This is a genomic window from Tychonema sp. LEGE 07196 (assembly GCF_963890365.1).
Taxonomy (GTDB): Bacteria; Cyanobacteriota; Cyanobacteriia; order Cyanobacteriales; family Microcoleaceae; genus Microcoleus.
Genome location: NZ_CAWPRX010000190.1, coordinates 13,866 through 36,056, shown reverse-complemented (window position 1 = coordinate 36,056; position 22,191 = coordinate 13,866). Strand labels below are relative to the sequence as shown.

15 protein-coding genes are annotated in these 22,191 nt (G+C 46.5%); 3 read left to right on the top strand and 12 right to left on the bottom strand.

The annotated features are described in order from the left end of the window. Positions 1-63: 63 nt before the first annotated feature. The 5 genes from AACV78_RS22665 to AACV78_RS22645 form a co-directional block, all read right to left on the bottom strand. The gene (locus tag AACV78_RS22665) at positions 64-261 is read right to left on the bottom strand and encodes a hypothetical protein (RefSeq protein WP_228042407.1); all 198 of its coding nucleotides are present in this window, start codon (positions 259-261) and stop codon (positions 64-66) included. A 136-nt stretch (positions 262-397) separates the two neighbouring features. Then, a complete protein-coding gene (locus AACV78_RS22660; RefSeq protein WP_194009654.1) occupies positions 398-1,618 on the bottom strand; it encodes an aminotransferase class V-fold PLP-dependent enzyme in 1,221 nt (406 codons plus the stop codon). A 206-nt stretch (positions 1,619-1,824) separates the two neighbouring features. Beyond that, positions 1,825-2,430 carry a molybdenum cofactor guanylyltransferase gene (locus AACV78_RS22655; RefSeq protein ID WP_194009653.1) on the bottom strand — a complete coding sequence of 202 codons (606 nt, stop codon included), beginning with the start codon at positions 2,428-2,430 and terminating at the stop codon, positions 1,825-1,827. Positions 2,431-2,511: 81 nt separating this feature from the next. After that, entirely contained in the window at positions 2,512-3,576 is a 1,065-nt protein-coding gene (locus AACV78_RS22650; RefSeq protein ID WP_194009652.1) for an anthranilate phosphoribosyltransferase family protein, read from the bottom strand. Between the two features lie 153 nt (positions 3,577-3,729). Next, entirely contained in the window at positions 3,730-4,713 is a 984-nt protein-coding gene (locus tag AACV78_RS22645) for a LysR family transcriptional regulator (protein ID WP_194009651.1), read from the bottom strand. Positions 4,714-5,452: 739 nt separating this feature from the next. On the opposite strand from AACV78_RS22645, the gene AACV78_RS22640 reads away from it, so the two are divergent. Continuing rightward, a complete protein-coding gene (locus tag AACV78_RS22640) occupies positions 5,453-8,842 on the top strand; it encodes a sensor histidine kinase (protein WP_304941015.1) in 3,390 nt (1,129 codons plus the stop codon). Between the two features lie 260 nt (positions 8,843-9,102). Here AACV78_RS22640 and AACV78_RS22635 read toward each other — a convergent pair whose 3' ends face one another. Then, the gene (locus tag AACV78_RS22635) at positions 9,103-10,464 is read right to left on the bottom strand and encodes a HEAT repeat domain-containing protein (RefSeq protein ID WP_194009650.1); all 1,362 of its coding nucleotides are present in this window, start codon (positions 10,462-10,464) and stop codon (positions 9,103-9,105) included. A 358-nt stretch (positions 10,465-10,822) separates the two neighbouring features. Between AACV78_RS22635 and AACV78_RS22630 the strand changes: the two genes are divergently transcribed. Further along, positions 10,823-11,692, top strand: coding sequence for a lipid kinase (locus AACV78_RS22630; protein ID WP_194009649.1), 870 nt, complete (start codon positions 10,823-10,825; stop codon positions 11,690-11,692). A gap of 190 nt (positions 11,693-11,882) precedes the next feature. Here the strand turns inward: AACV78_RS22630 and AACV78_RS22625 are convergent, their stop codons facing one another. From AACV78_RS22625 to hemW, 3 genes are all read right to left on the bottom strand, one after another. Then, entirely contained in the window at positions 11,883-13,448 is a 1,566-nt protein-coding gene (locus AACV78_RS22625) for an FAD-binding oxidoreductase (RefSeq protein WP_194009648.1), read from the bottom strand. 305 nt (positions 13,449-13,753) lie between these two features. Then, positions 13,754-14,026, bottom strand: coding sequence for a DUF1830 domain-containing protein (locus AACV78_RS22620; protein ID WP_194009647.1), 273 nt, complete (start codon positions 14,024-14,026; stop codon positions 13,754-13,756). Positions 14,027-14,607: 581 nt separating this feature from the next. Next, on the bottom strand, positions 14,608-15,975 hold the full coding sequence (gene hemW, locus AACV78_RS22615) for a radical SAM family heme chaperone HemW (RefSeq protein WP_194009646.1): 1,368 nt from the start codon (positions 15,973-15,975) through the stop codon (positions 14,608-14,610). A 375-nt stretch (positions 15,976-16,350) separates the two neighbouring features. Between hemW and AACV78_RS22610 the strand changes: the two genes are divergently transcribed. Next, positions 16,351-17,430 carry a PIN/TRAM domain-containing protein gene (locus AACV78_RS22610; protein ID WP_194009645.1) on the top strand — a complete coding sequence of 360 codons (1,080 nt, stop codon included), beginning with the start codon at positions 16,351-16,353 and terminating at the stop codon, positions 17,428-17,430. Between the two features lie 287 nt (positions 17,431-17,717). Here AACV78_RS22610 and AACV78_RS22605 read toward each other — a convergent pair whose 3' ends face one another. The 3 genes from AACV78_RS22605 to AACV78_RS22595 form a co-directional block, all read right to left on the bottom strand. Beyond that, positions 17,718-18,290: a Uma2 family endonuclease gene (locus AACV78_RS22605; protein ID WP_194009644.1), complete on the bottom strand. Its 573-nt coding sequence runs from the start codon at positions 18,288-18,290 to the stop codon at positions 17,718-17,720. 93 nt (positions 18,291-18,383) lie between these two features. Continuing rightward, positions 18,384-20,594, bottom strand: coding sequence for a Tex family protein (locus AACV78_RS22600; protein ID WP_194009643.1), 2,211 nt, complete (start codon positions 20,592-20,594; stop codon positions 18,384-18,386). A 572-nt stretch (positions 20,595-21,166) separates the two neighbouring features. Then, positions 21,167-22,066, bottom strand: a complete 900-nt coding sequence (locus AACV78_RS22595; RefSeq protein ID WP_194009642.1) for a class II fructose-bisphosphate aldolase — start codon at positions 22,064-22,066, stop codon at positions 21,167-21,169. Positions 22,067-22,191 lie beyond the last annotated feature (125 nt).

The window sequence follows — 22,191 nt, the reverse complement described above, 5'->3', positions numbered from 1 at the left end:
ATTTTTTGCTTCCGGGCGATATTAGTTACCGCCCTATTCTTCTTTCAACCACAGCATTTATGCTTAATATCCGGGAAATGGATTGGGTGAAAATAAGAGTGGGAAACCTCCATTGACATTGGGAATGTCTGCGACGAGTGCTTCAATCCTTTCGGGTACGCCCTGAACAAACGGTTGTCGGACAAGTCCGACTCGCTCGTCGTCAAAAACCCAGGTGTACTGTTCGCGATAGGGATAAATTACCATCATCGCATTTGACATTGAATTCTCCTTTTTTCATTTCGTCTGTTTGGGCTGGGGAAATGCAAGTTTTGCTATATTATATTCCAATACGCTTGGCTTAACAGTTTGTATCGCCAGGATATCCCATTCTCATCCCTTTTAAAAAGCGATTAAATTATCTGGTTTCATCAGTTTCTGTACGCTTGAAATCTGCGGTTAACCCATCACTTGTCAACTCAACCAGCGCCTTAGCCAAATACTCATACTGCGCCAAAGTATTGTAAAACTGAGCGGAAATCCTTACCAACCGCTTGCTAGAATCGGGCCAAGGAATCACGGGAACTTCAATTTTAAAAATCTGCCACAGCGCCTCTTGCAAAGGTGCAATTCCTCCTTTTGCAACCGCATCAGATTTTTCATCAGCCAGCCGTACAACTGCCATTGAACCTACCATTTCATCGGGACAAGGTAGTGGCAAATCTAATTTATCCGCCAATATTTTTCTTCCGGCTAAGGCTAAAGTATGATTTTTTGCCATCAATTCTGGCCAGCCACCCTTCAACAAAGAACCCATAAAATCAATAGCTACGGGTACGCACAAATAGGGACTCGGATCGACGGTTCCCATCCAGTCAAATTCTAATTGAAAGCGCGATTTATCAGTGCGCGGCGAGTTAGCGCCGTGACTGATAGTAGTTGGTCGAATGGTATTTTGCTTGTCGCGCCGCACGTACAAAAAGGCAGCACCTTTCGGCGCGCACAGCCATTTGTGGCAGTTTCCGGTGTAGTAAGTTGCGCCAATTTCTGCTAAATTGAGCGCTACCATTCCCGGCGCGTGTGCTCCGTCTACCAATACGTCTACGCCGCGATTTTCCAACTCGCCAACTAACTGTTTGATGGGAAATATTAAGCCTGTTTGGCTGACAATGTGGTCTAACAATGCTAATTTTGTTTGGGGTGAAACGCACTTAATTATTGCTTCAACAATTTGTTCGGGCGAATCAATGGGAAAGGGGATTTCTGCTACTATTACTTTAGCACCTGTGCGCTCTGCTATAAAATCAAGTGTGTTGCGGCAGGCGTTGTATTCCTGATTTGTGGTTAGCAATTCGTCGCCCGGAGCAAAAGTGAGCGATCGCAAAACAGCATTTATTCCCGTTGTAGCATTCGGCACAAAGGCTAAATCTTCTTCACCCGCGCCGATAAATGCGGCTAACTGATTTCTGGCATTATCTAACAGCGGTTCAAATTCCCGCATTAAAAAGCGCAAAGGTTCTCTTTCGAGTTGTTCTCTGAAACTAATTTGCGCTTCGAGTACGGGAATCGGACAAGCCCCAAAGGAGCCGTGATTGAGAAATGTTATATTGCGATCGAGTAACCAGTATTCGTTAATCATTTAATTAGTCAATAGTCAGTTGACAGTTGGCAGTTGGCAGTTGGTAGTTGGCAGTTGGCAGTAGTCAGTAGTCAGTAGTCATTAGTCAGTAGTCATTAGTCATTAGAACCAACAGTCAACAGTTAACAGTTAACAGTTAACAGTCAACAGTTAACAGTCAACAGTTAACAGTCAACAGCCAACAGCCAACAGCCAACAGCCAACAGTCAACCGTTACTCATTTTATCTTTTAATTGCTCAAACTCTTCTAATGTGTTGCAATTCGATAACATTATTGCTTCTCGTTCCCCTACAGGTAGAGGGATTGCTTGGATTTGATTTAACCATTTTTGAAAGGAACGTCCCCCTTTTTCAATAAAACTTTGCAAACTGGCGAGAGATTGTTGGCGGTAGAATCCGCACAAAGGTTCCCAGCGCGAGTTTTGATAAGGGACAATTGCTAGGGTTGATTGGGGAATAGCTGTTAGCTGACTCGCCCAATTTTGAATAATTTGGGGTTCTAATAAGGGCAAATCGCAAGCTAATAGTAAAATCCAGTCGGCGGGAATTTCTGTCAATCCCTGAGTCAATGCAACTAAGGGCCCGGAGCCCGGATTGTACTCTAGCAGAAATTGGGATTGTTCGGTTAAGGTCGATCGATAGCGATCGGGCCAAGCAGTCAAAACATACACTTGTGGCGTTACGGATGCTGCAACCTCTAACGCCCGCTGCAACAGGCTTTTACCCTCAATTTCCAGCAAAGCTTTATCCGTCCCCATGCGCGAACTTTGACCGCCTGCGAGTACAATTACAGCAATTTGATGGTTGGTCATTAGTCCGTAGTCAGTAGTCAGTAGTTAACTGTTAACTGTTAACTGTCAACAGTCATTAGCACAAAACCTCATGATTCATTCTCAAATTAAAGCACAAATTGCTTTGCTAACTTCCTCAAGTTTTTGCATGACTTGACCGCTGCTCAATAAAGTTTCTGCTTCAATCAAACCCGAGTTTATATCTAAACAAACCCCGCTGCGCCACAGATAAAAGCCGCCATTCCAGATGGCTGACTGCATCAATTCTGAGGGTTTGCCTAGCAACACTTCCTGGATTTGTTTGAGTAAGTCTTCCTCTGATTCAAAGGCGGGATTTGTGTTGCTGAAACCGTAATCTCCGTGGGCCAAAAGCACTCGCTCAAACTCAGTATCCGGCCTAGCAATGCCGATAATTGCAGTACGATCGCGCGGCAAGTCGCAGCTTCCCTCCAATCCTTTGACTGTGGTATAATTTTTGATTCCCCGCAATTCAAAGGCTTTTTGAAACATACCTTCTGTCGGCGGGTGCACGTAGCCAGAGATGACGTTAACGTCGCCGGCGCAGGGACACCACATCAACTCCATTGTCGAAAAAGGCGGCCGTTTGCCGATTTCGCGGCGGTAGGGCACTAAAGCGGCTGCTTGAGGAAAATGCTTGGGAAGGTAGACAAAACCCAAACCGGTACTGTCAAAAACTTGCTGGACTTTTTCTAAACTAAGTTTTGTCCAGTCTACTCCCAAACCGCGCCAAATTTCAATCAGGGGAATGCCTTCTTTGGTTGGCATGACATCGCCCCCGTGCATGACGCTTGGCACGCCAGAGGCGGCTAAAATTAGGGCGGTTATGGGGCTAATTGGAGCGGTGCGCGATCGCCCGTCGTAAGCTACACCAAACACGGCGACGCTAGAAACTGCAAACCCTTTTTCTCGGTTTGGGGGGGCAAGCATGGGCCCCAATTCTTCATAGGCATCTAGCATTCCGGCTAATTCTTCGCCGGTGGGCCGTTTGATGCGGTGGGAAATCATAAAAGCTCCGATTTGAGCTGGTGTGGCTTCTTGCAGCAGCATCATCCGCGTGGCTGCTGCTGCTTCCTGGCGAGTTAAGTTTTCTCCTGTGTGTATTCCGCTGCCAATCTTTCGCAGCAATTCTCTAAATTCGTCACTCATAATTATTGTAGTTGGTTATTGGTTATTGGTTATTGGTTATTTGTTATTTGTTATTGGTTATTGGTTATTAGAAAGAGAAGAGACAACAGTCAACAGTCAACAGTCAACACTCAACAAAAAAACCTGATAACTCGCGAATTAATTTCCTAATTTTCAGAGCTTGATGACATCTAATGGTGGCACAAATTCGCGTATTAGATTCCAGAAATGGGCGATCGGCGGAATTTGCATTCGATCGTGAGTTGTCACCAATACCACTTCGCGAGTCCAAGCCGGATCGATCGCCGATTGACCGTTAGCTAAGCCCTCGAAGAGGATCGTCGAAACTTGGGGATTTGCGCTTTGTTTGGCGACGATGGGCCGAATTGCTAAAGTGCGATCGCCCTGGGCCTCAATCAAAGCTGAATGCGGTAGCAAAGCAATCAATTCTCCCTGTCGCACCACACCCCGAAAAGCATCGAGAGTGTTGAGTTCCAAAACAGCATGAAGTTTAGCGCCGATGCGTTCAAATTGTTCTTGCACCATCCGCTGCATTCCGTACCCGTCCTTAAACACCACTTGCGGGTAACAAATCAATTCCGGCCAAGGTACTCGATCGTACTCGGCCAGGGGATGATTTGCCGCCATCAATACCTCGATCGGCTCATTGTAGAGTACCTCAACCAACATTTCCGGGGCTTGAGTAAAATAACGGTTGTTCATCACCACCGCGATGTCCACCAAACCGTCTTTGAGAACTTTCAGAGCTCGATCGCTCCCCAGCGCCGTCACCCGCAACTGCACTTCAGGATAATCGCGACAAAACCTTTGCAGCACAGGCGGCAAATAAGCAGCGCAAACCGAGTGAATCGCAGCCACGCACAGTTCCGGCTGCTTTCCCGCCAGCAAATCTCCCAATTCGACCGCAGCATTTCGCCAAGTCTGACAGATTTTGCGAGCGTGAGGTAACAGGCGTTCCCCTCCCACAGTCAGCTTCGCGCTTCCCGCGCGGTGAAACAGCGACAAACCCACTTCCGCTTCGAGTCCCTGCACTTGACGGCTAATAGTCGATTGAGTGACGCCGCACTTCCGGGCCGCTTGCTGAAAGCTCCCGGTTTCAGCAACCGAAAGAAATGCTTGAAGCTGCTCTAAGCGCATGGATGTTTAATTCTAGATGGTTTCAGACATTTTCCTCGAACGATCGTAAGTAACGTTAACCGATTTAGTTGAAGAATTTAGTAGACCTTGATACAGTACAGATCAGTTTTGATGCAGCCAGACGCGGAGAAGGTTGGTTCTACTGACAGAAGAGCACCTGTGGCAAAAACCGGGTTTATGACGGCAAAAACCGCATCACAACCTATATCTTTCGTTCAGAAACCCGGTTTTTAAGAGCTTCCACACGAATGGTGCTCTTCTGTCAGTTCTACGAATCAACTTGCTCGGGCAAATTTTATCCATCCGAGTAAATGTCGCTTTTTGGATGTTAAACAGATTTATGAACTTGCCAACTTATCAAAAAACCGATTAAAGCCAGATTTGTTTAAATAGTTTTGCCAGTTGTAGTTCAATTTCTTGAATAAATTTAGCGGTTGTAATTGCTCGATAAATTGCGTTAAAACACGGGATTTTTAGATAAGTTTTGGCATTTAAAAATAGTATTTAATTTCCTGTTTCAGGGGGAGCGACAGTACCGGAATCTCCCTAGACCAGTTGATAAATGTCCGAATCTTGCCGCCAGGTAAAAACCTGCGCTCGACTTCGATCCCAGGCTTAAATTGACTGTTGTATTTTGTGGTTTTTTGTGTATAACTAGAAATTAGCAGGTCAGCAACACAACTGCAAGTAAGATCGATCGCACCCAAAAGCCGAAATCCTGCAATTATCTCTTAAGATTATGTCATTTAACCAAAATTTTATTTCCCAAGGTGGATTAGAAGAGTGGCCACCGCAGTTAATGGGACTGCACGCGGTCAGCGATTTGTTAATTTCCTTGGCTGATTACTCAATTCCAGCGATTCTGACATACTTGGCCTGGAAGCAGCGCAAATTGCCTTTGAGCAGGGGGTTTCTGTTATTGGGAGCCTGGTTTTTCTGTCGGGGCACAACTCATCTGATGCAAGTTTGGATGCTGGTGCATCCCAGCTACTGGCCCTCAAGTTTCCTCGCCGCCATTACGGCTGTGATTTCTTTGTGGGCTGTGGCGGAACTGATGCCATCGCTTTCTCAACAATTCTTGGCGTGGGACGGTTTGGCCTCTTTCTTGGCAAATACAGCGCCGAAAACTCAAAAGCTCGATCGAGCTCCTGCTGTCACGGCCATTAAAAATTCCGCCGCCTCCCCCCCAAACGAACTTCAGCAAATTAACCAGCAATTGCTCGCAGAAATAGCGCAGCGCGAGCGAGTCGAGCAAATCCTGCTCGATACTGTAAGCAAGCTACAAGAAAGTGAAGAACGCTTCCGCGTTTTTCAGGAATTATCTATAGATGGATTTAACGTGTTCCGCAGCCTTCGCGACGAATCTAAAATTGTGGATTTTGCATGGGAATACGTCAATCCTGCAGCGGCAAAAATTCAGCACATGACTCCTGAAGAATTAATCGGAAAGCGATTGCTAGAAGTGCTGCCCGGTCATAAAGAGCGCAATTTGTTCGACCGTTACGTCGAAGTTGTAGAAACAGGAACTCCCCTCGATACCGAGATTTATTACAACAGCGAAGGCATTGTCGGCTGGTTTCGGATTGTGACGGTTAAATTGGGCGACGGTATAGCTATTTCTTTTAGCGATATTACTCAGCGCAAGCAAGTAGAAGCATCTTTGGGCGACGCGATGCAAAAACTAACTTCTCATTTTGAAAATACACCCCTAGCTGTGATTGAGTGGGATGAAAATTGTCGCATCAGCGGGTGGTCGCCGGCTGCCGAAAAGATTTTTGGGTGGAAGAAAACAGAAGTTTTAGGCAAGCATTTTAGCGAATGGAATTTTATTGGGTATGGCGATTTTGAAGATGTACAATCGGCAATTGATAGTTTAAAAAACCCACAGACTCGCTGCAATGTAGTTCGCAACAGCAATTATAATAAGGGCGGTTCGTTGCTCCACTGCGAGTGGTACAATTCGGCTTTTTACAGCGATTCGGGACAGTTGATATCGGTGCTGTCTCTGGTTTTGGACGTGACGGAACGCTTTAATTTTGTGGAAGTGCTGCGACAGTCTGAAGAACGGTTTCGGATTGCGGCAAAAAGTGCTAGCGATTTGATTTACGAATGGGATATCGATACGGGTATCGTGCTGTGGTTCGGTGAGATAGACGCACATTTGGAGTACGAAAAAGGCGAATTTCCGAGGACGAGGGCAGCTTGGAACAGTATCTTGCATTCGGAAGACCGAGATCGAGTCCTGGCTGCGCTCGATCGATATTTGAGCGCGCCAGACTGTTCTGCTGCCCCATTTTTTGAGGAATACCGCGTTCAGAACCAAGGTGGCGGCTGGCTGCACTGGATCGATCGCGGCATGGCAGTGCTTGACTCTCAAGGCAATCCCTACAAATTGATCGGGGCGATCGGCGACATCAGCGATCGCAAACAAGCCGAAGAACAGCGGAATCTCGCCTTGGCGCGGGAACAAGTAGCCCGCCGCCAAACAGAAGCCAGCGAACAGTTGTACCGCGCCCTCGCTGAAGCCATCCCGCAAATAGTTTGGACTGCTTTACCCGACGGTTCCCTCGATTATTGCAACCAGGGCTGGTTTGAATATAGCGGCATGACGCTGGAGGAAACTCAAGGCTGGGGGTGGCAGCCAATTTTGCATCCAGATGACGTGGAACACACCCTAGAACGCTGGAATAAGTCGGTGCAGACTGGGGAGACTTATGAGGTGGAATACCGCTTTAAACGGGCATCTGACGGGGCTTACCGCTGGCATCTGGGTCGGGCAACACCAGTGCGGGACGCTCAGGGGAAAATCCTCAAGTGGTTCGGGACTTGTACGGATATTGACGATCGCCACCGATGGACCCAAACAGCCGATTTCCGCGCCCGAGCCTTGGCTTTGCTGTCCTCGGCTTCCTTAGATTACCAGCAGGCGCTGCAAGGTTTGGCAGATTTAGCAGTGCCGGAGTTGGGGGATTGGTGCTGCGTGCATTTAATCGAACCCGACGGCTCGCTCCGCTTGCAAGCAGTTGCTCACTCCGATCCGAACAAAGTCGCCCTGCTGTGGCAAATCGACCAGCGCTTGCCGGTAGACCCCCAGGGAAGGCACGGAGTGGCAAAGGTGCTGCGGACTGGGGAGGCGAAACTTTACCCCGAAATACCGAATTGGGCGCTCGAAGCGGTGGTACCGGACAGGGAATTGCTGTTGGTGCTGTGTTCCCATAGCCCGCTATCGGCAATCTGCGTGCCGCTGATGGCTCGCGGGCGGACGCTGGGAGCGATTTCGCTGCTGTGCGGAGAGTCGGGCCGCCGCTGCGAACAGGGCGATTTGGTTTTGCTGTCGGATTTGGCGCGGGATGCGGCGGTGGCGATCGACAATGCGCGGCTTTACCGGGAAGCTTCCGAGACCAACCGGATTAAAGACGAGTTTTTGGCAACACTTTCCCACGAGTTGCGGACTCCTCTCAACGCGGTGGTGGGCTGGTCTCAGATACTGCGACAGCGCAAGTTGAGTCCCGAAAAAACGGCTGTGGCTTTGGAGACGATCGAGCGAAACGGGCGGTTGCAGACTCAGATGATTGAGGATTTGCTGGACGTTTCCCGGATTGTCAGCGGTAAAGTGTGTTTGAAGCTGTCCCCGGTGAATTTGGTTGGGACTGTAGAAACCGCCGTCAAGGCCCTGATTCCTGATGCTGAAGCTCGCGGAGTTGAATTGGTGAGTTATTACGGCGAAGGAGTGAGTACCTTGAGGGGCGATGCTGCTCGTTTGCAGCAGGTGGTGTGGAATTTGCTCTCGAATGCGATTAAGTTTACGCCGCGGGGAGGTCGCATAGAAATCAGGGTCTGGGATGAGGGGGAATCGCGATCGGCTGGTGATGCCATTTTCTCTGTGTCTCCGGTTCACTCTGTGACGATCGCCGTCACCGATACCGGAATTGGCATCAGCAAGGAGTTTTTGCCGTTTGTGTTCGATCGCTTCCGCCAAGCTGACAGCAGTTCTACGCGCAATTACGGCGGGCTGGGACTGGGATTGGCGATCGTCCGCCATCTGGTGGAACTCCACGGCGGCACTGTCTGGGTCGAAAGTCCAGGGGAAGGACTCGGCTCGACTTTTGGGGTGCGATTGCCAATTTAGTCAGTTGTTAGTTGTTAGTTGTTAGTTGTTAGTTGTTGGTTGTTAGTTGTTAGTTGTTGGTTGTTGGTTGTTGGTTGTTGGTTGTTGGTTGTTGGTTGTTGGTTGTTAGTTGTTAGTTGTTGGTTGTTAGTTGTTAGTTGTTGGTTGTTAGTTGTTGGTTGTTAGTTGTTGGTTATTTGTTGACAGCTATTGGTTAACAAATAACAGATAACAGTCAACAGTCAACAGTCAACAGTCAACAGTCAACAAGACTTATTTTCCTACCATTCTTGCAGGGCGATCGCAATTCCCTCTCTCAATCCCGGTTCCAGATTGTCTTGCTTAACTAAACTTTCTAAGTGCTGCCGAACCTCCGCCGCACCAAGCCGTTTGAGTGCTGCAGCGCCGTGCAGCCTGACGCTATTATCGCCGTCGCCTAACAATTGAATCAGCGCGTTTAGCGCTCTAATATCACCTAATTGTCCTAACGCTAAAGCTAAAGATTGTTTGATTTGGGCAGGCTGCACCGCCGGATAATTCCCCTCTAGCAAACCGATCGCAATTTCAGCAGCTTTTATTTTTAACTCCGGCTTTGACCCTCGCCCTAAAACAGCGGCAATTTCTTGACAAACAGCAGGATTAATGTTATGAATTTGCAAGGAATCGCTGGCATTTAGCACTCGATCGCTATTTGTGAATTCGCTCGGTTGTGCGTTAAAAACCGATCGCCCAATCAGCGCAGTTTGCAAATATTCTAAAGCAACAGCAGTTTCGCTCCAGCCTAGGGCGCGCACAGTTTCGATTTGCAATTCCAGGGGAGTTGCGGGGTTTCGCAGGAATTCAAATAAACTGTACGCTGCAGCATCGGTTTTCAGCCGCCCGATCGCGATCGCCGCTTGTTGGGACACTTCAAATCGGATGTCCCAAAGCAAAGGTTTGAGCAAATTAACTAAATCTAATTCTGCATCTAAATAAGCGCGAACTCCCAGAGCTCTCACCGCTTCTTTTCGGACTGATGTCGCCACATCTTTGAGTGCTTCTACCAGTACCGGCGGGATGCGGGAGTCGTGAAAACTGCTCAAAGCCTCGATCGCAGCCAGCCGCACCGCAATTCTAGAGTCTTTGACTACACTCAACAGCGGGGCGATCGCTTCGGGGCGGCGAATTTGGGCGAGGGCTGCTGTTGCAAACTGTCGCGAGTCTTCCTGCTGCAATAGAGTTGCTAGGGATTCTATAGCTGTCGGGCCGAAATTGGCGAGGGTTTGGGCCGCGATTTGGCTCAATTCTTCGTCGGAATTTTTGACTAATTTTACTAAAGCTGCAATCACTTCCGGGCGCTCGAACTTTCCGAGAATGCGGGCGGCAAACCACCTGGGTTCGGTGTCTGCGTCTTCGTCTTCGATCGCGGCAATTAAAGGTGCGATCGCGCCATTTCCCAGATTTGGCAATACCTTAGCAATTTCCCAGCGGTCTTGAAAATCCCCCCATTCCAAGGCTTGTATTGCTAAACTTACAGCTTGTTCTAAAAATATTTTTTCCTGTGGCTGGCTGCGGTTGGCTGTCACTTGCTGCAAGCATTCGACTACAATAGGCCAGTTTTGGCGATCGGCAGCGGCTTGCGCTTGTTCCAAAATATGAGACATAAATTTAATTTAGCTTCAAGAAGGTAGATGACAGCTAGCCCAGAAGCGCGATCGTCTCCCGCAATCTGTTGCTACAATTATCAATTATTTTAGATTGATGTCAATCCCTCACCAATGGTAAAATATAATTAAAACATTAAATCAATCCATTTAAATCATCAATTTGTCATATTCTTAAAACAAAAAACTCAATTAGCAGTTAAGCAGAAATACAGCTAATAAATCCCAATTAAATAAAGCCATTTCCTCCTTGGGCTCGTAGGGCAGACTCAAGTCCGCTCCCGGATTGCGGACTCCATTCCGCACTGCGAACCGTGACACAATTAATTTTTTTACCCAACTCTTAGCCCATTTTCCAATGAAAACAGCTCTCCTTTTAGTAAACCAGCACTCCCGAAGAGGGAAAGAACTATTATCTCAAGCCACTGCCAAATTAGAAGCACTTGGTTTTGAATTAATAGTAAAATCAACCGACAGCGCCAGCGAAATTTCCGACACAATTCGGAACCACCAAAATCAAGTCGAATTAGTCATCATCGGTGGCGGCGATGGCACACTCAACTGCGCCATCGAAGGTTTGATGGACACTAAATTACCCTTGGGTATTTTACCGATGGGAACAGCTAACGATTTAGCCCGCACTCTCGGAATTCCTACAGATTTATCCGCAGCTATTCAAGTAATTGCCAGCGGTAAAATTCGGCTTATAGACATAGGTTGGGTTAACCAACAGCATTTTTTTAATGTAGCGAGTTTGGGATTGAGCGTCGAAATTACCCAGAGACTGACTAAAGATGTGAAGCAGCGCTGGGGAATTTTAGCTTATGCTTTTGCTGCTTTGCAGACAATTTTTAAATCGCGGCCATTCAGAGCAGAAATCAAGGTAAAAAACCAATCTTTTAATGTAAAAACAATTCAAATTGCCATAGGCAACGGCCGCTACTACGGCGGCGGCATGACAGTTGCCGAAGATGCCACCATCGACGACAAGCGACTAGACTTGTACAGTTTAGAGACACAACATTGGTGGGAAATCCTTGCTTTGCTGCCGGCAATGAGGCAAGGAAATCATACTACTTGGCCGAAGGTTCGCGCCTTGCACGCTCAAGAATTTGAGATTAATACTAGCAAACGCCGTTCGATTAATACCGACGGTGAAATCACCACTCACACGCCTGCAACATTCCGAGTGATTCCCCAAGCTTTAGCAGTTATAGCTCCTGTATAAGTTTGTAGTGATATCAATTCCGGTTGCACTCATATATGACTGTTGACTGTTGACTGTTGACTGTTGACTGTTGACTGTTGACTGTTGACTCGATTTTATTATTCCGATGCAACCAGAAACGATATGAGGATTTTATTATTCTGATTTTGATACAGACTAAAGTCCTCACTACAAACCCAATTATCCATAATTAATAATCGCCTCCCGCGCCGTATTGCCACGCTTCAACTAATCGGTTAAAATAATATTGCTGTTCAGCAGATAAATTTTTAACCTGCGGTTCTACCGCTTTCCCCAATGGCTGCAATCCGGTATAAATTCCTAAATTAACATAATGAACCATCCAATCAAGCAAATTAGCTATTCCCACCTGCGGAATAATTTTCATCACTAATCCAGGATGGCTAATTGCTGTTTTAAACAGGGTTTTTGACAAAGCCGGAAATAACACAATATCCTGCAGAAACGGTTTGAGTACCGGTTCTCCCAACTCTTCCATTACCTGAAATACAGCAGCCAAAAGTTGATTGATTTGATTGGGCTCTATTTTCTGATTCATCGCAGCACTCATCGAACGCTGAAACAACCAGGTAACAGATAGATTCGGCTGGTACGGTTGCAAAAGTGCGAGGGATTTTTTGTCTAAACTTTCGCTTGTCAAAGCTTCGTCAATTCCGAGAGTCAAGCGTTTGAGGTGGCGCACCATTGCCCCGAAACCGCCGAAGCTGAGGGGCGATTGGCTACCGCTGCTGTCTCCGACTGGAAGTATGCGATTCCAAGGCATTTTTAGAGGACTTTGGCGATAGCAGGGAAAGAATCCGTAGAGTGCTCTTTGGAATTTTAACTGTTCGAGTTTGACGTTTTGATATTGGGGCAGCAAGCCCAAATATTCTTCAAATAATGTTTCTAAACTGAATCTTTCTGTGTCAGCGTCTATGTAGGTAAATAAGTAAGTAGTCCGCCCGTCTCTGGCTGGAAATGCTTCCCAAAAGTATTGGCACTGATTTTGCATTGGGGTGAAGGATGCAAATATGTCGCCGGTTTCGTTTTTGGGGTATCCTTGGGCGCAAGTACCGACTACTAAACATACTGCGTCGGGTTTTTTGCCTTGTCTGGCTTGGCGGACAATGGGGGAAAAATGTCCCATTGCGTCTAAGAATAATCTGGTTTTAAATAAATTTTCGGCTGTCGGTGAATCTGTAATTGCCGATTCTACCGCGACTCCGTTCGGGTGAATTGTTGCTGTTTTAAATGGTGTGTTTTCAAATAGTTTGCCTCCGGCTTGGAGAAATTTTTGTTTGAGGGTTTCGAGGAGGTAAACTGGGTCTATTCCGATGTTTAGTACGTCGCGCACCCAAATGTCGGGGGTGTTGGCAAAGCTGATGCGGGCTGGGTTGTATTCGGTGGCTATTGCTTTGTCTATTTCAGCAGCAGTCAGCAAATTTAGTTCTAAGAATGCGTCTAATTCTTTGCGAGAAATGTTCCATTCTTGTTCGCGCCCTCGCAGGATGCCGCGTTCGAGTAGGGCTACTCGCCAACCCCGCACGGCTAAGGCTGTTCCGATGAGTATTCCTAGGGTTCCGCCGCCGATAACTATGTCGAAGTCGAGGGTTTCGAGGGGTTGTTGGTTGTGCTTGACTGCTTGGGGTGCTGGTGCGGTGTTTTGTTTGAGGTTGTTCCAGAGTCGATCGACCTTTTGGAGGCCTTCAAGGGCATTTCCCGGCACTTGGGAGAGGATTTGTTCGGTGAGGGACATCGGGTTTTAAGATTGAAGAGCGGTGGATTTTCTATAATTTAGCTTAGATCGATATTTCCGAGAGTTTTAGGGCTGATGTGGGGCAAAAAACCCGGTTTATAGGAGTTTTGGGCTTAACGATAAATCACGCCAGAAACCAGGTTTCTGATAAGTAGGATGCGTCAGCTACGACTATTTTGGCGACAAACCAACAATCTCATGCTGACGCACGCCCGGAATTAAATCAAGGGTGCGTCAGCATGAGACTTTTTCGGCACGATTATTAAGATGTCAAAACTGACGCACCCTACCATTTTTGTTCCGGTTCAATCAGCGGTGCTTAATTCTTCTACTTGCAGTCGATCGCACAAAATTGGTTCGCACGCCACACCACCAGTCTCTGCGGCTGTCCAAATTTCTAATTTAGCTTCCGGTACCGCTTCAAACAAAAAACGTTCTCCCGGAAACACCGTTCGCTCAAAATGCCAATTAGGAATATTTGTAATTCGAGCAATTTGCACTTGGCTAGTATTGTTAAGATACCAACACAAAATGCGCGTATTCTGTTCGGAAATTACCTCATTCATTGTCAAATTCATTTGTTTTACTTGTTTGTGAAATTGTGTAATCCATCGGCTGCTATCCCGATCTTAATATAACATATTACAATAAAAAATAGACATACTTTGGGTATATCAATAAATACCTCTGCAGGAAAAATTGCTCTTTTCTACCTGTTCCCAAGAAGGTGCAAAAGGCGACATTGCTAAGGTGCAAGATTTCCATCCTCCCCTCACGGGTGCATTCAACAATTGACAGTGACCAACCGCTCCTTTTGGATCTTTGTAGTAACAGCAAAAAGCGCATTTAGAAATAGAAGTGCAAGGCGGAACGCTAGTTACAAGAATGGATTCGCTGTGAAGGTTGTTGCGTTTGAGAGTTAGAGTTTCCATCGATATCTTTTTCAAATCTTCAATCTCAAGTATGACAGCGGGATTTCATTCGCTGCGTCTATCTCAAGGCTTAGTTCGATTTTAAGTTTTGTTTAGGGATCGATAGAAAACATATCTTTTTTGACGGAATCAAACCAGGGAGCAATTAATTTTTCTCTAATTTAAATTTGCTGCCCTGGCTCGATCGCCCTCGGTTACTGTCTGAGGAAGTACACCTCAGACGCCAGTTAGTTATCCTTGCCTAGCTGGCTGAACAAATCGGCTAAAATTGTATTGGAAAATAAAAAACCTTCAGGATCGCTCAACCTCAAATTCCCTGAAAGCGGCAGTTTCGCGCCTTCGCCTAAAGTTGCCTCAAGCGGATCTATCGCGTAGGAAATAGCCCTATCGGCTGTCACGATTTCCACCCATCGCAGCCGCCAGTAGGGTTGCAAACAATCCCAAATTCGATCGACTGTTTGCTGCGTAAACTGTTGAGTCAGCGCCGAAAGGCTAACTCCTTCTGCTAAACGCAAGCCTAGCATCAGCGTTTCTAACAAAATGTCATTTTCTGAAACTTGAACATTTTGATCGAGTGCTGGGTAAATATCCTGCGGGGTTTCCTCCCCTATTTTTGGGGTAGCTGCTGAAGCGATCGCACAGATCGATCGCACCCACTGATAATATTCTTGAGTTTTGCGAGGTCTTGTCAACCTCCGCCCTTGCACGTAACTCGCGGCCCCCATTCCCAAACCGTAATAAGGGCGATTTTCCCAATAAACGCGGTTGTGGCGGCACTGATAACCGGGCTTAGCGTAATTAGAAATTTCGTAATGTTCGTAGCCAGCCCCAGTCAAAATCGATCGCGCCAAACGGTACATTTCAGCAGCGGTTTCATCTGCCGGTAGCGGCTGCGCGCCTGCTTCAAAGTAGCGCCCGAAGGCCGTTCCAGGCTCAACAATTAAGTCGTAACTCGACAGGTGAGTCGGGCCAATTTCTACCGCCGATTTGAGGGAAGTTTCCCACTGTTCTAAAGTTTGGTGCGGCAGTCCCGAAATTAAATCTAAACTGAAATTGACAATCCCGGCCGATCGCACTATTTCTACTGCTTCAAAAATTTCTGCCACAGAGTGCGATCGTCCGCAAGCTTGCAGCAATTCATCCTGAAAAGCTTGCACTCCCAAACTAACTCGATTTACTCCCGCCGCTACATATCCCCGCAACTGTTCTAAATTAAAAGTACCAGGGTCTATTTCTATAGAAATTTCCGCCCCAGCAGCAATCCCAAATTTGCCGTCTAGAGTCTCTAAAATATGGCTCAACTGACTGACAGAAAGCAGCGAAGGCGTGCCGCCACCAAAAAAAACTGTTTTCAGAGATGCGCCTAAATTTGGAGTTGCTTGAATTTCTTCACACAGTGCGGCAACGTATTGCACGATTGTGCCGGAATTTTCGCCATTTTTGCGATCGCCCACTACAAAAACCGGAAAATCGCAGTAGTAACAGCGGCGGCGACAAAAAGGTACGTGCAGGTAAGCCGAACTCGGAATGCCGGAATTTGCCGCTTGGCCGCTTTTTTTGAATTCAAATGTTAAATAATCTGTAGTAGCGTTCATTACTCTCAAGCCACAATTCCCAGTTCAAATCTCAAGCTTTAATTAAAGCATCATGAATAATTATGTATATTATGACAGTTGGTCAGCAATAAAGGTCTGGGTTCCATAGGCTATTTTAGTTGCACCTCCTATCGGTGGCGATCGGCAGAAATTGCCGAATAGCCAGAGATTCGTGTATTGGTATCTGGTAGATGCCCTCGGCAGACCTCGCTAAATCTCGCTATTGCTCGATCGCGCATCCCCTTCACGGTAGAGGCGCGAAATATAAGTTCATTAAAATTTATGAATCAAGATAGCGATATCCGACCGCAACGTCGGAAAAAACTATCAGCACGGGAAAGATATAATGTAAACAAATTCATTAACCTAGAACTAATGCTAGACGCAATCATAATAATCTCATTCATAATCGCAGGCGGAGGCATCGGCTATTACGGAGTCGAGCTGCTACCGAACAACCTGCTGGAGCAAGTTACAAATATACAAGGTTTAAGTTCCGTACTAGGCTCGTTTGGAGCATTAATCGGCTTCGTGTTCGGATTAGTGGCTCAAACAACCTATCGGCGCGTAGAAAAAAGAGTCCGGGATATGCCGGTGGAGATGCTGCTGACGCGGGCGATCGGCTTAATCATCGGACTGCTAGTAGCGAACTTAATGCTGGCTCCGCTGTTCCTGCTGCCAATTCCCCGCGAATTCGGCTTCATCAAGCCCCTAGTCGCAGTATTGGGTAGCGTCATGTTCGGCTTCACAGGGGTCGGCTTGACAGAAACCCACGGCCGTGCTTTCCTGCGCTTGATCAACCCCAAAAGCTTAGATACGGTGTTGGTAGCCGAAGGAACTTTCAAGCCAGCCTCTGCCAAAGTAGTCGATACAAGCTGTATAATTGACGGCCGGATTGAAAACCTGCTAGAAACAGGTTTCCTCGAAGGTCAAATTATTATTCCGCAATTCGTGCTCCAAGAACTGCAACTCGTAGCCGATTCCGCCAACGATCAAAAGCGAGTGCGCGGGCGTCGCGGCTTAGATGTACTCAACCGCATCAAAGAAACATATCCAGAACGGATTCAAATTCACTCGGCTGACTACGAAGATATTGCCACAGTCGATGCAAAATTAGTCCGATTTGCCTTGGATATCGACGGCATTTTGCTCACCAACGATTACAACTTATCGAAAGTAGCTACCGTCCAAAAACTGCCGGTTTTGAATATCAACGATTTGACTCATGCGGTGCGCCCGACTTATTTGCCGGGAGATACAATCGAACTAAAAATCCGTAAAGAAGGCAAAGAACCCTCTCAAGGAATCGGTTACTTGGACGACGGCACAATGGTAGTCGTAGAAGCAGGAAGCAGCTACGTCGGTGCCGAAGCCAGAGTCGTAGTCACCAGCGCCCTGCAAACTAGCGCTGGCCGCATGATTTTTGCCCGCCCTCAAGAATCCGCTATTGTTTGAAACTGAGTAACAATGACCAGAGCAATTAGAATCAAATATTGCGATCGGTGTTTCCAATCTGCCTCGACTCTCTACCGCGCCCGGTATGACGAGTCGGGGCAGTGGTTTTTTCTGTGTCTTAAATGTTGGGAATCCGTAAGTAAAAATAATCCCTTTTACTTCTACGGCGGCACTTGGAAAGCCAGCAAAAAAAAATAGCAATTACCAGCTTCTTCTTCTTCTTTTCTCTTCCTTAGCGTCTTCGCGGTTCAATCATATCAATATCAGTGATTCAGGAGTAAGTAAAATCAACCAATCTCGATCGCATCTTCATACAAAGCCTCGATCGCACAGCTAAAATTAACACTCTTTAACTCAATTTCTTGCCCTTGAGTGTAAGGATAAAGCACCCAAAAACCCTCTGCATTCCGTCGAAAACACTCTACACTAACTCTTTCTTGATTGATTAATACATACTCTTGCAAACTTTCAGAAGTGCGGTAATCGGCAAATTTTTCACCTCTATCAAAAGCCGCTGTAGTCGGCGATAAAACTTCGACAATTAAGCGCGGGTAGCGAATGAAATCTTCAGCAGCATTTTTGTCTCGTTCATCACAACTCACCGCTACATCGGGATAATAATAACAATCTGCTGTCTCAATCCGAACTTTCATATGTGCCATGTAAGGCATACAACCACTTCCCCGAAGATGGTTTTTCAAAAGTACAGAGACGTTCCCCATAATAATGACATGAGGTTTGCTTTTCCCTGCCATTGCATAGATTGTCCCTTGCCTGTACTCATGTTTGATGGGGCGGGCTTTCTCGGTTTCTAAATAGTCTTCGGGGGAGACATAGGTGCAGCTTTTATTCGCTGTCATATAATTGGGAGGTTGGTGAGGATTAAATAATTATAACCGTAGCTTGCGGGGCGGGACGCCATCGCCCTTTTTCAGCAGCTTTCCCCCAAAGTTTTAACGTCGGCGCGGGGCCGGAAGCCTCGCGGTATTGCCATTTTGCGGTTGCGGTTTTTCTTGCAGCTTCATCGTCAAACTCACCCGCTTTAACTTCTCATTCACCTCCAAAACCCGCACTTTCACAACTTGTCCGACTTTCACAATCTGTTTCGGATCGTCTACAAAGCGATCGGCTAATTGAGAAATATGAACCAAACCATCTTGGTGCACTCCCACATCAACAAAGGCTCCAAAGTTAGCTACATTCGTGATGATGCCTTCTAATTCCATCCCCACTTGCAAATCGGAGATTTCTTTGATTCCAGCTTGGAAAGTGGCATATTTAAACTCGGCGCGCGGGTCTCTTCCCGGTTTTTCTAGTTCGGAAATAATGTCTCGGAGTGTCGGTTCTCCGACTTTCTCTGTGACATATTTTTTAATATTTACAGTCTTGATTTTTTCCGATATTTGTGTTGTTTCAGTCAGCGGCAAGTCTAGATCCTTGGCGATCGCCTGCACGACAGCATAACTTTCGGGATGAACTGCTGTATTGTCCAGCGGGTTTTCGCCGCCGCGAATGCGGAGAAAGCCGGCGGCTTGTTCAAAAGCTTTTGGGCCGAGTTTGGGAACTTTCAAGAGTTGGCGGCGATTTTTAAACGCGCCGTTTTCGTTGCGGTAATTGACGATATTTTTAGCAACTGTTGCCGTCATTCCTGACACAAAGGTCAGCAGTTCTTTGGAGGCGGTGTTTAAGTCAACTCCCACATAGTTGACGCAGCTTTCGACTGTTTCGTCGAGTTTCTTTTTGAGCAGTTTTTGGTCAACGTCGTGCTGGTATTGACCGACTCCGATTGATTTCGGGTCAATTTTCACGAGTTCGGCGAGGGGGTCTTGCAAGCGCCTTCCGATGCTGACTGCGCCCCTGACTGTGATGTCGAGGTCGGGAAATTCGGCGATCGCCACTTCGCTTGCTGAATAAATCGATGCGCCGGATTCGTTCACCATGACTTTAATCGGTTTTCTGTCCATTTCGGCCAAAACTTCCGACACAAACTCGTCTGTTTCGCGGGAAGCTGTACCGTTGCCGATCGCGATTAATTCAATTTTATATTTTTCAATTAAATGCTTGACAATTTTACCTGCTTGCTGTCGCTGAGCTGCGGCTTGGTGCGGGAAAATTGCTTGATATTCCAAAAATTGCCCGGTTTCGTCGAGGGCGGAAACTTTGCAACCGGTGCGAAATCCCGGATCGATCGCCAGTGTGGGCTTCATTCCCGCCGGTGCAGACAGCAGCAACTCGCGGAGGTTGGTTTCAAAGGTGGCGATCGACTCGATATCAGCGGCGGCTTTGTGGTGCGATCGCACTTCCGTAATCAAGGAAGTCTTCATCAGTCGGTTGAAAGCATCCTTTAAGGTCGATCGATAAAACTCCTTAACTGCTGCTATCCTAGTTCTAATTTCCTGAGATTCCAAATAAGCCATCACCGCCGATTCATCAAAGGCCAAGTCTAAATCTAAAACCCCCTCCGTTTCCCCGCGAAACAGCGCTAACATATTGTGCGACTGAACACTTCTCGCAGCAACTTGGTAATTGCGGTACATTTCAAATTTAGTGCTTCCTTCCGGGAAATCATCTTTAATTTTCGAGACAAAAACCCCAGTTTTCATCAAAAAATCTCGCAAATAAGCTCGGTATTCAGCTTGTTCAGAAACCGCCTCCGCCAAAATATCTCCAGCACCTTTAAGAGCATCTTCAGCAGTTTTTACGCCCTTTTCTTCCGAGACATATTTGCTAGCTTCCGCTGCGATATCGGCAGGTTGAGCAGTCGGCTTGTTCAGAGACTTAATAAATTCTGCCAGCGGTTCCAAACCTTTTTCTCTGGCAATTGTCGCCCGCGTCCGCCGCTTCGGTTTGTAAGGCAAATAAAGGTCTTCGAGTTCGTTTTTTTGCAGACACGATTCAATTTTAGCTTGCAATTCCTCCGTCAGTTTGCCCTGGGAGGCGATCGTCTCCAAAATCGACTTTTTGCGGTCTTCAATTTCCGTCAAATAAGTAAAGCGATCGGAAATATCCCGCAAATGAATTTCGTTGAGAGAATCGGTACGTTCTTTGCGGTAGCGGGCAATAAACGGAATAGTTGCGCCCTCGGCGAAAAGTTCCAGAGCATTATTGACTTGGGAGAGATTGATGTCAAGTTCTCGAGCAATCAGTTGAGGAATGTTGAGCATAGTACAGAATTTTGGGTCAGTCGATTTTAGGTTTTAGATTAACTTCAAGGAAGAACGTAAAAAAGTTTCCAATAAAAGTTTGAAAGGTGTTGGCGATTGTCTTGCCACTATTAAAGTCATTTTAGCATAAATCTAGTATTTTTTCAAAATTATCAGTCAATATTAGACTCAATTCCTGCTTCTAACACAAGTTCGTAGTGAGGATTTCAATCCTGCTTCTAATACCAATTTCAAAAAATCATGCAACAGTATTCTTGTCCCCCCCCGCGAGCTCGGGGGGGCTAGGGGGGGTCGGAGACTATTGCAGGATTTTAGAGAAATGGTATAACTCCCAAAGAAGACTCACCTTCCCACCGAGTAAACAGGTTCCTAGTGAGGCATTCAGTCCTTCTTATTACAAGTTTGCATTCAGGAATTCACACCTTATTGTAACTCCTAAAAAGGACTTATTTCCTACTTTTTACACAGGCTCGTAGTGATGAATAATTCAGTTTTTTTTGAGATTTCCATAAAAAAACAACATTTTCACTACAAAAGAATTGATATTTAACAATAGTTTGATTAAATTCAGCTTATTTATTGCTAACATTATTTGCAGTCAACTCATCGGCGTAAGGTGACTGATGCAAATAAGCCTTACCCGCAGAACCAAAAAGTTGTAGTTTGCCAGAAATCACCGATCGCATAGCATCGATCGCCTTTTGCATAACCTCCAACAAATCAGGATCTGACAAAGAACTGCTAGTTTTCAACACCTCCATATAAGCATCGCGAACTTCCGTATTCACATTAAACTTAGATACTCCTAATTTAATAGATTGATCGATCATTGATTCTGGCAAACCGCTAGCGCCGTGCAGCACTAACGGCACCGAAACAGAAGCGCGGATTTTTGCCAAACGCGGAAAATCTAGTTTCGGTTCGCTGAAATATTTGCCGTGAACGTTGCCAATAGTTACCGCCAGAAAATCCACCTTAGTTGCTTGAATAAACTCTACAGCTTCCACTGGATCGGTCATTTTAGCCGCTTTTTCTTCGATTGTCAAACCGTCTTCCGTACCGCTAATTCTGCCGATTTCTGCTTCAACTACCGCACCGTTAGCGTGGGATAATTCAGTCATTTTGCGAGTAAATATTAAGTTTTGTTCGTAGGACAAAGGAGAACCGTCAGCCATAATTGACTTGATGCCGGCGGCTAGGGCGAGGTGAATATCTTTTTCTGAGGTACTGTGATCTAAGTGTACTGCGATCGGCACTACAGACTTGCGCGCGGCTTCCATGCAAAGCGCGACTAAAGGCGATTTTCCGTATTTGAGGGCGCTGGGATGAAGTTGCAGCATCGCAGGACTTTGCAGCGCTTCGGCGGCATCGATGACGGCTTTTACTCCTTCGAGATTGTACACGTTAAAAGCGCCGATCGCATAAGCGTTTCTCCGGGCCGTGTTCAGCAATTCGCTAGTTGAGGCGAGCATAAGTACCTGGCTTAAAAAATTTTTAGAAGGAAGAAGGAAGTTCGGCAACGGATTCGCTCCACGGATGTAACGGATGTAACGGATGTAACGGATGTAACGGATGTAAGTCCGTCGGAAAAAGGAAG

What these genes read in the sequence shown, in the direction of transcription:
- AACV78_RS22665 (WP_228042407.1), bottom strand. Translation starts at nt 261, where the DNA reads ATGTCAAATGCGATGATGGTAATTTATCCCTATCGCGAACAGTACACC.
- AACV78_RS22660 (WP_194009654.1), bottom strand. Translation starts at nt 1,618, where the DNA reads ATGATTAACGAATACTGGTTACTCGATCGCAATATAACATTTCTCAAT.
- AACV78_RS22655 (WP_194009653.1), bottom strand. Translation starts at nt 2,430, where the DNA reads ATGACCAACCATCAAATTGCTGTAATTGTACTCGCAGGCGGTCAAAGT.
- AACV78_RS22650 (WP_194009652.1), bottom strand. Translation starts at nt 3,576, where the DNA reads ATGAGTGACGAATTTAGAGAATTGCTGCGAAAGATTGGCAGCGGAATA.
- AACV78_RS22645 (WP_194009651.1), bottom strand. Translation starts at nt 4,713, where the DNA reads ATGCGCTTAGAGCAGCTTCAAGCATTTCTTTCGGTTGCTGAAACCGGG.
- AACV78_RS22640 (WP_304941015.1), top strand. Translation starts at nt 5,453, where the DNA reads ATGTCATTTAACCAAAATTTTATTTCCCAAGGTGGATTAGAAGAGTGG.
- AACV78_RS22635 (WP_194009650.1), bottom strand. Translation starts at nt 10,464, where the DNA reads ATGTCTCATATTTTGGAACAAGCGCAAGCCGCTGCCGATCGCCAAAAC.
- AACV78_RS22630 (WP_194009649.1), top strand. Translation starts at nt 10,823, where the DNA reads ATGAAAACAGCTCTCCTTTTAGTAAACCAGCACTCCCGAAGAGGGAAA.
- AACV78_RS22625 (WP_194009648.1), bottom strand. Translation starts at nt 13,448, where the DNA reads ATGTCCCTCACCGAACAAATCCTCTCCCAAGTGCCGGGAAATGCCCTT.
- AACV78_RS22620 (WP_194009647.1), bottom strand. Translation starts at nt 14,026, where the DNA reads ATGAATTTGACAATGAATGAGGTAATTTCCGAACAGAATACGCGCATT.
- hemW (WP_194009646.1), bottom strand. Translation starts at nt 15,975, where the DNA reads ATGAACGCTACTACAGATTATTTAACATTTGAATTCAAAAAAAGCGGC.
- AACV78_RS22610 (WP_194009645.1), top strand. Translation starts at nt 16,351, where the DNA reads ATGCTAGACGCAATCATAATAATCTCATTCATAATCGCAGGCGGAGGC.
- AACV78_RS22605 (WP_194009644.1), bottom strand. Translation starts at nt 18,290, where the DNA reads ATGACAGCGAATAAAAGCTGCACCTATGTCTCCCCCGAAGACTATTTA.
- AACV78_RS22600 (WP_194009643.1), bottom strand. Translation starts at nt 20,594, where the DNA reads ATGCTCAACATTCCTCAACTGATTGCTCGAGAACTTGACATCAATCTC.
- AACV78_RS22595 (WP_194009642.1), bottom strand. Translation starts at nt 22,066, where the DNA reads ATGCTCGCCTCAACTAGCGAATTGCTGAACACGGCCCGGAGAAACGCT.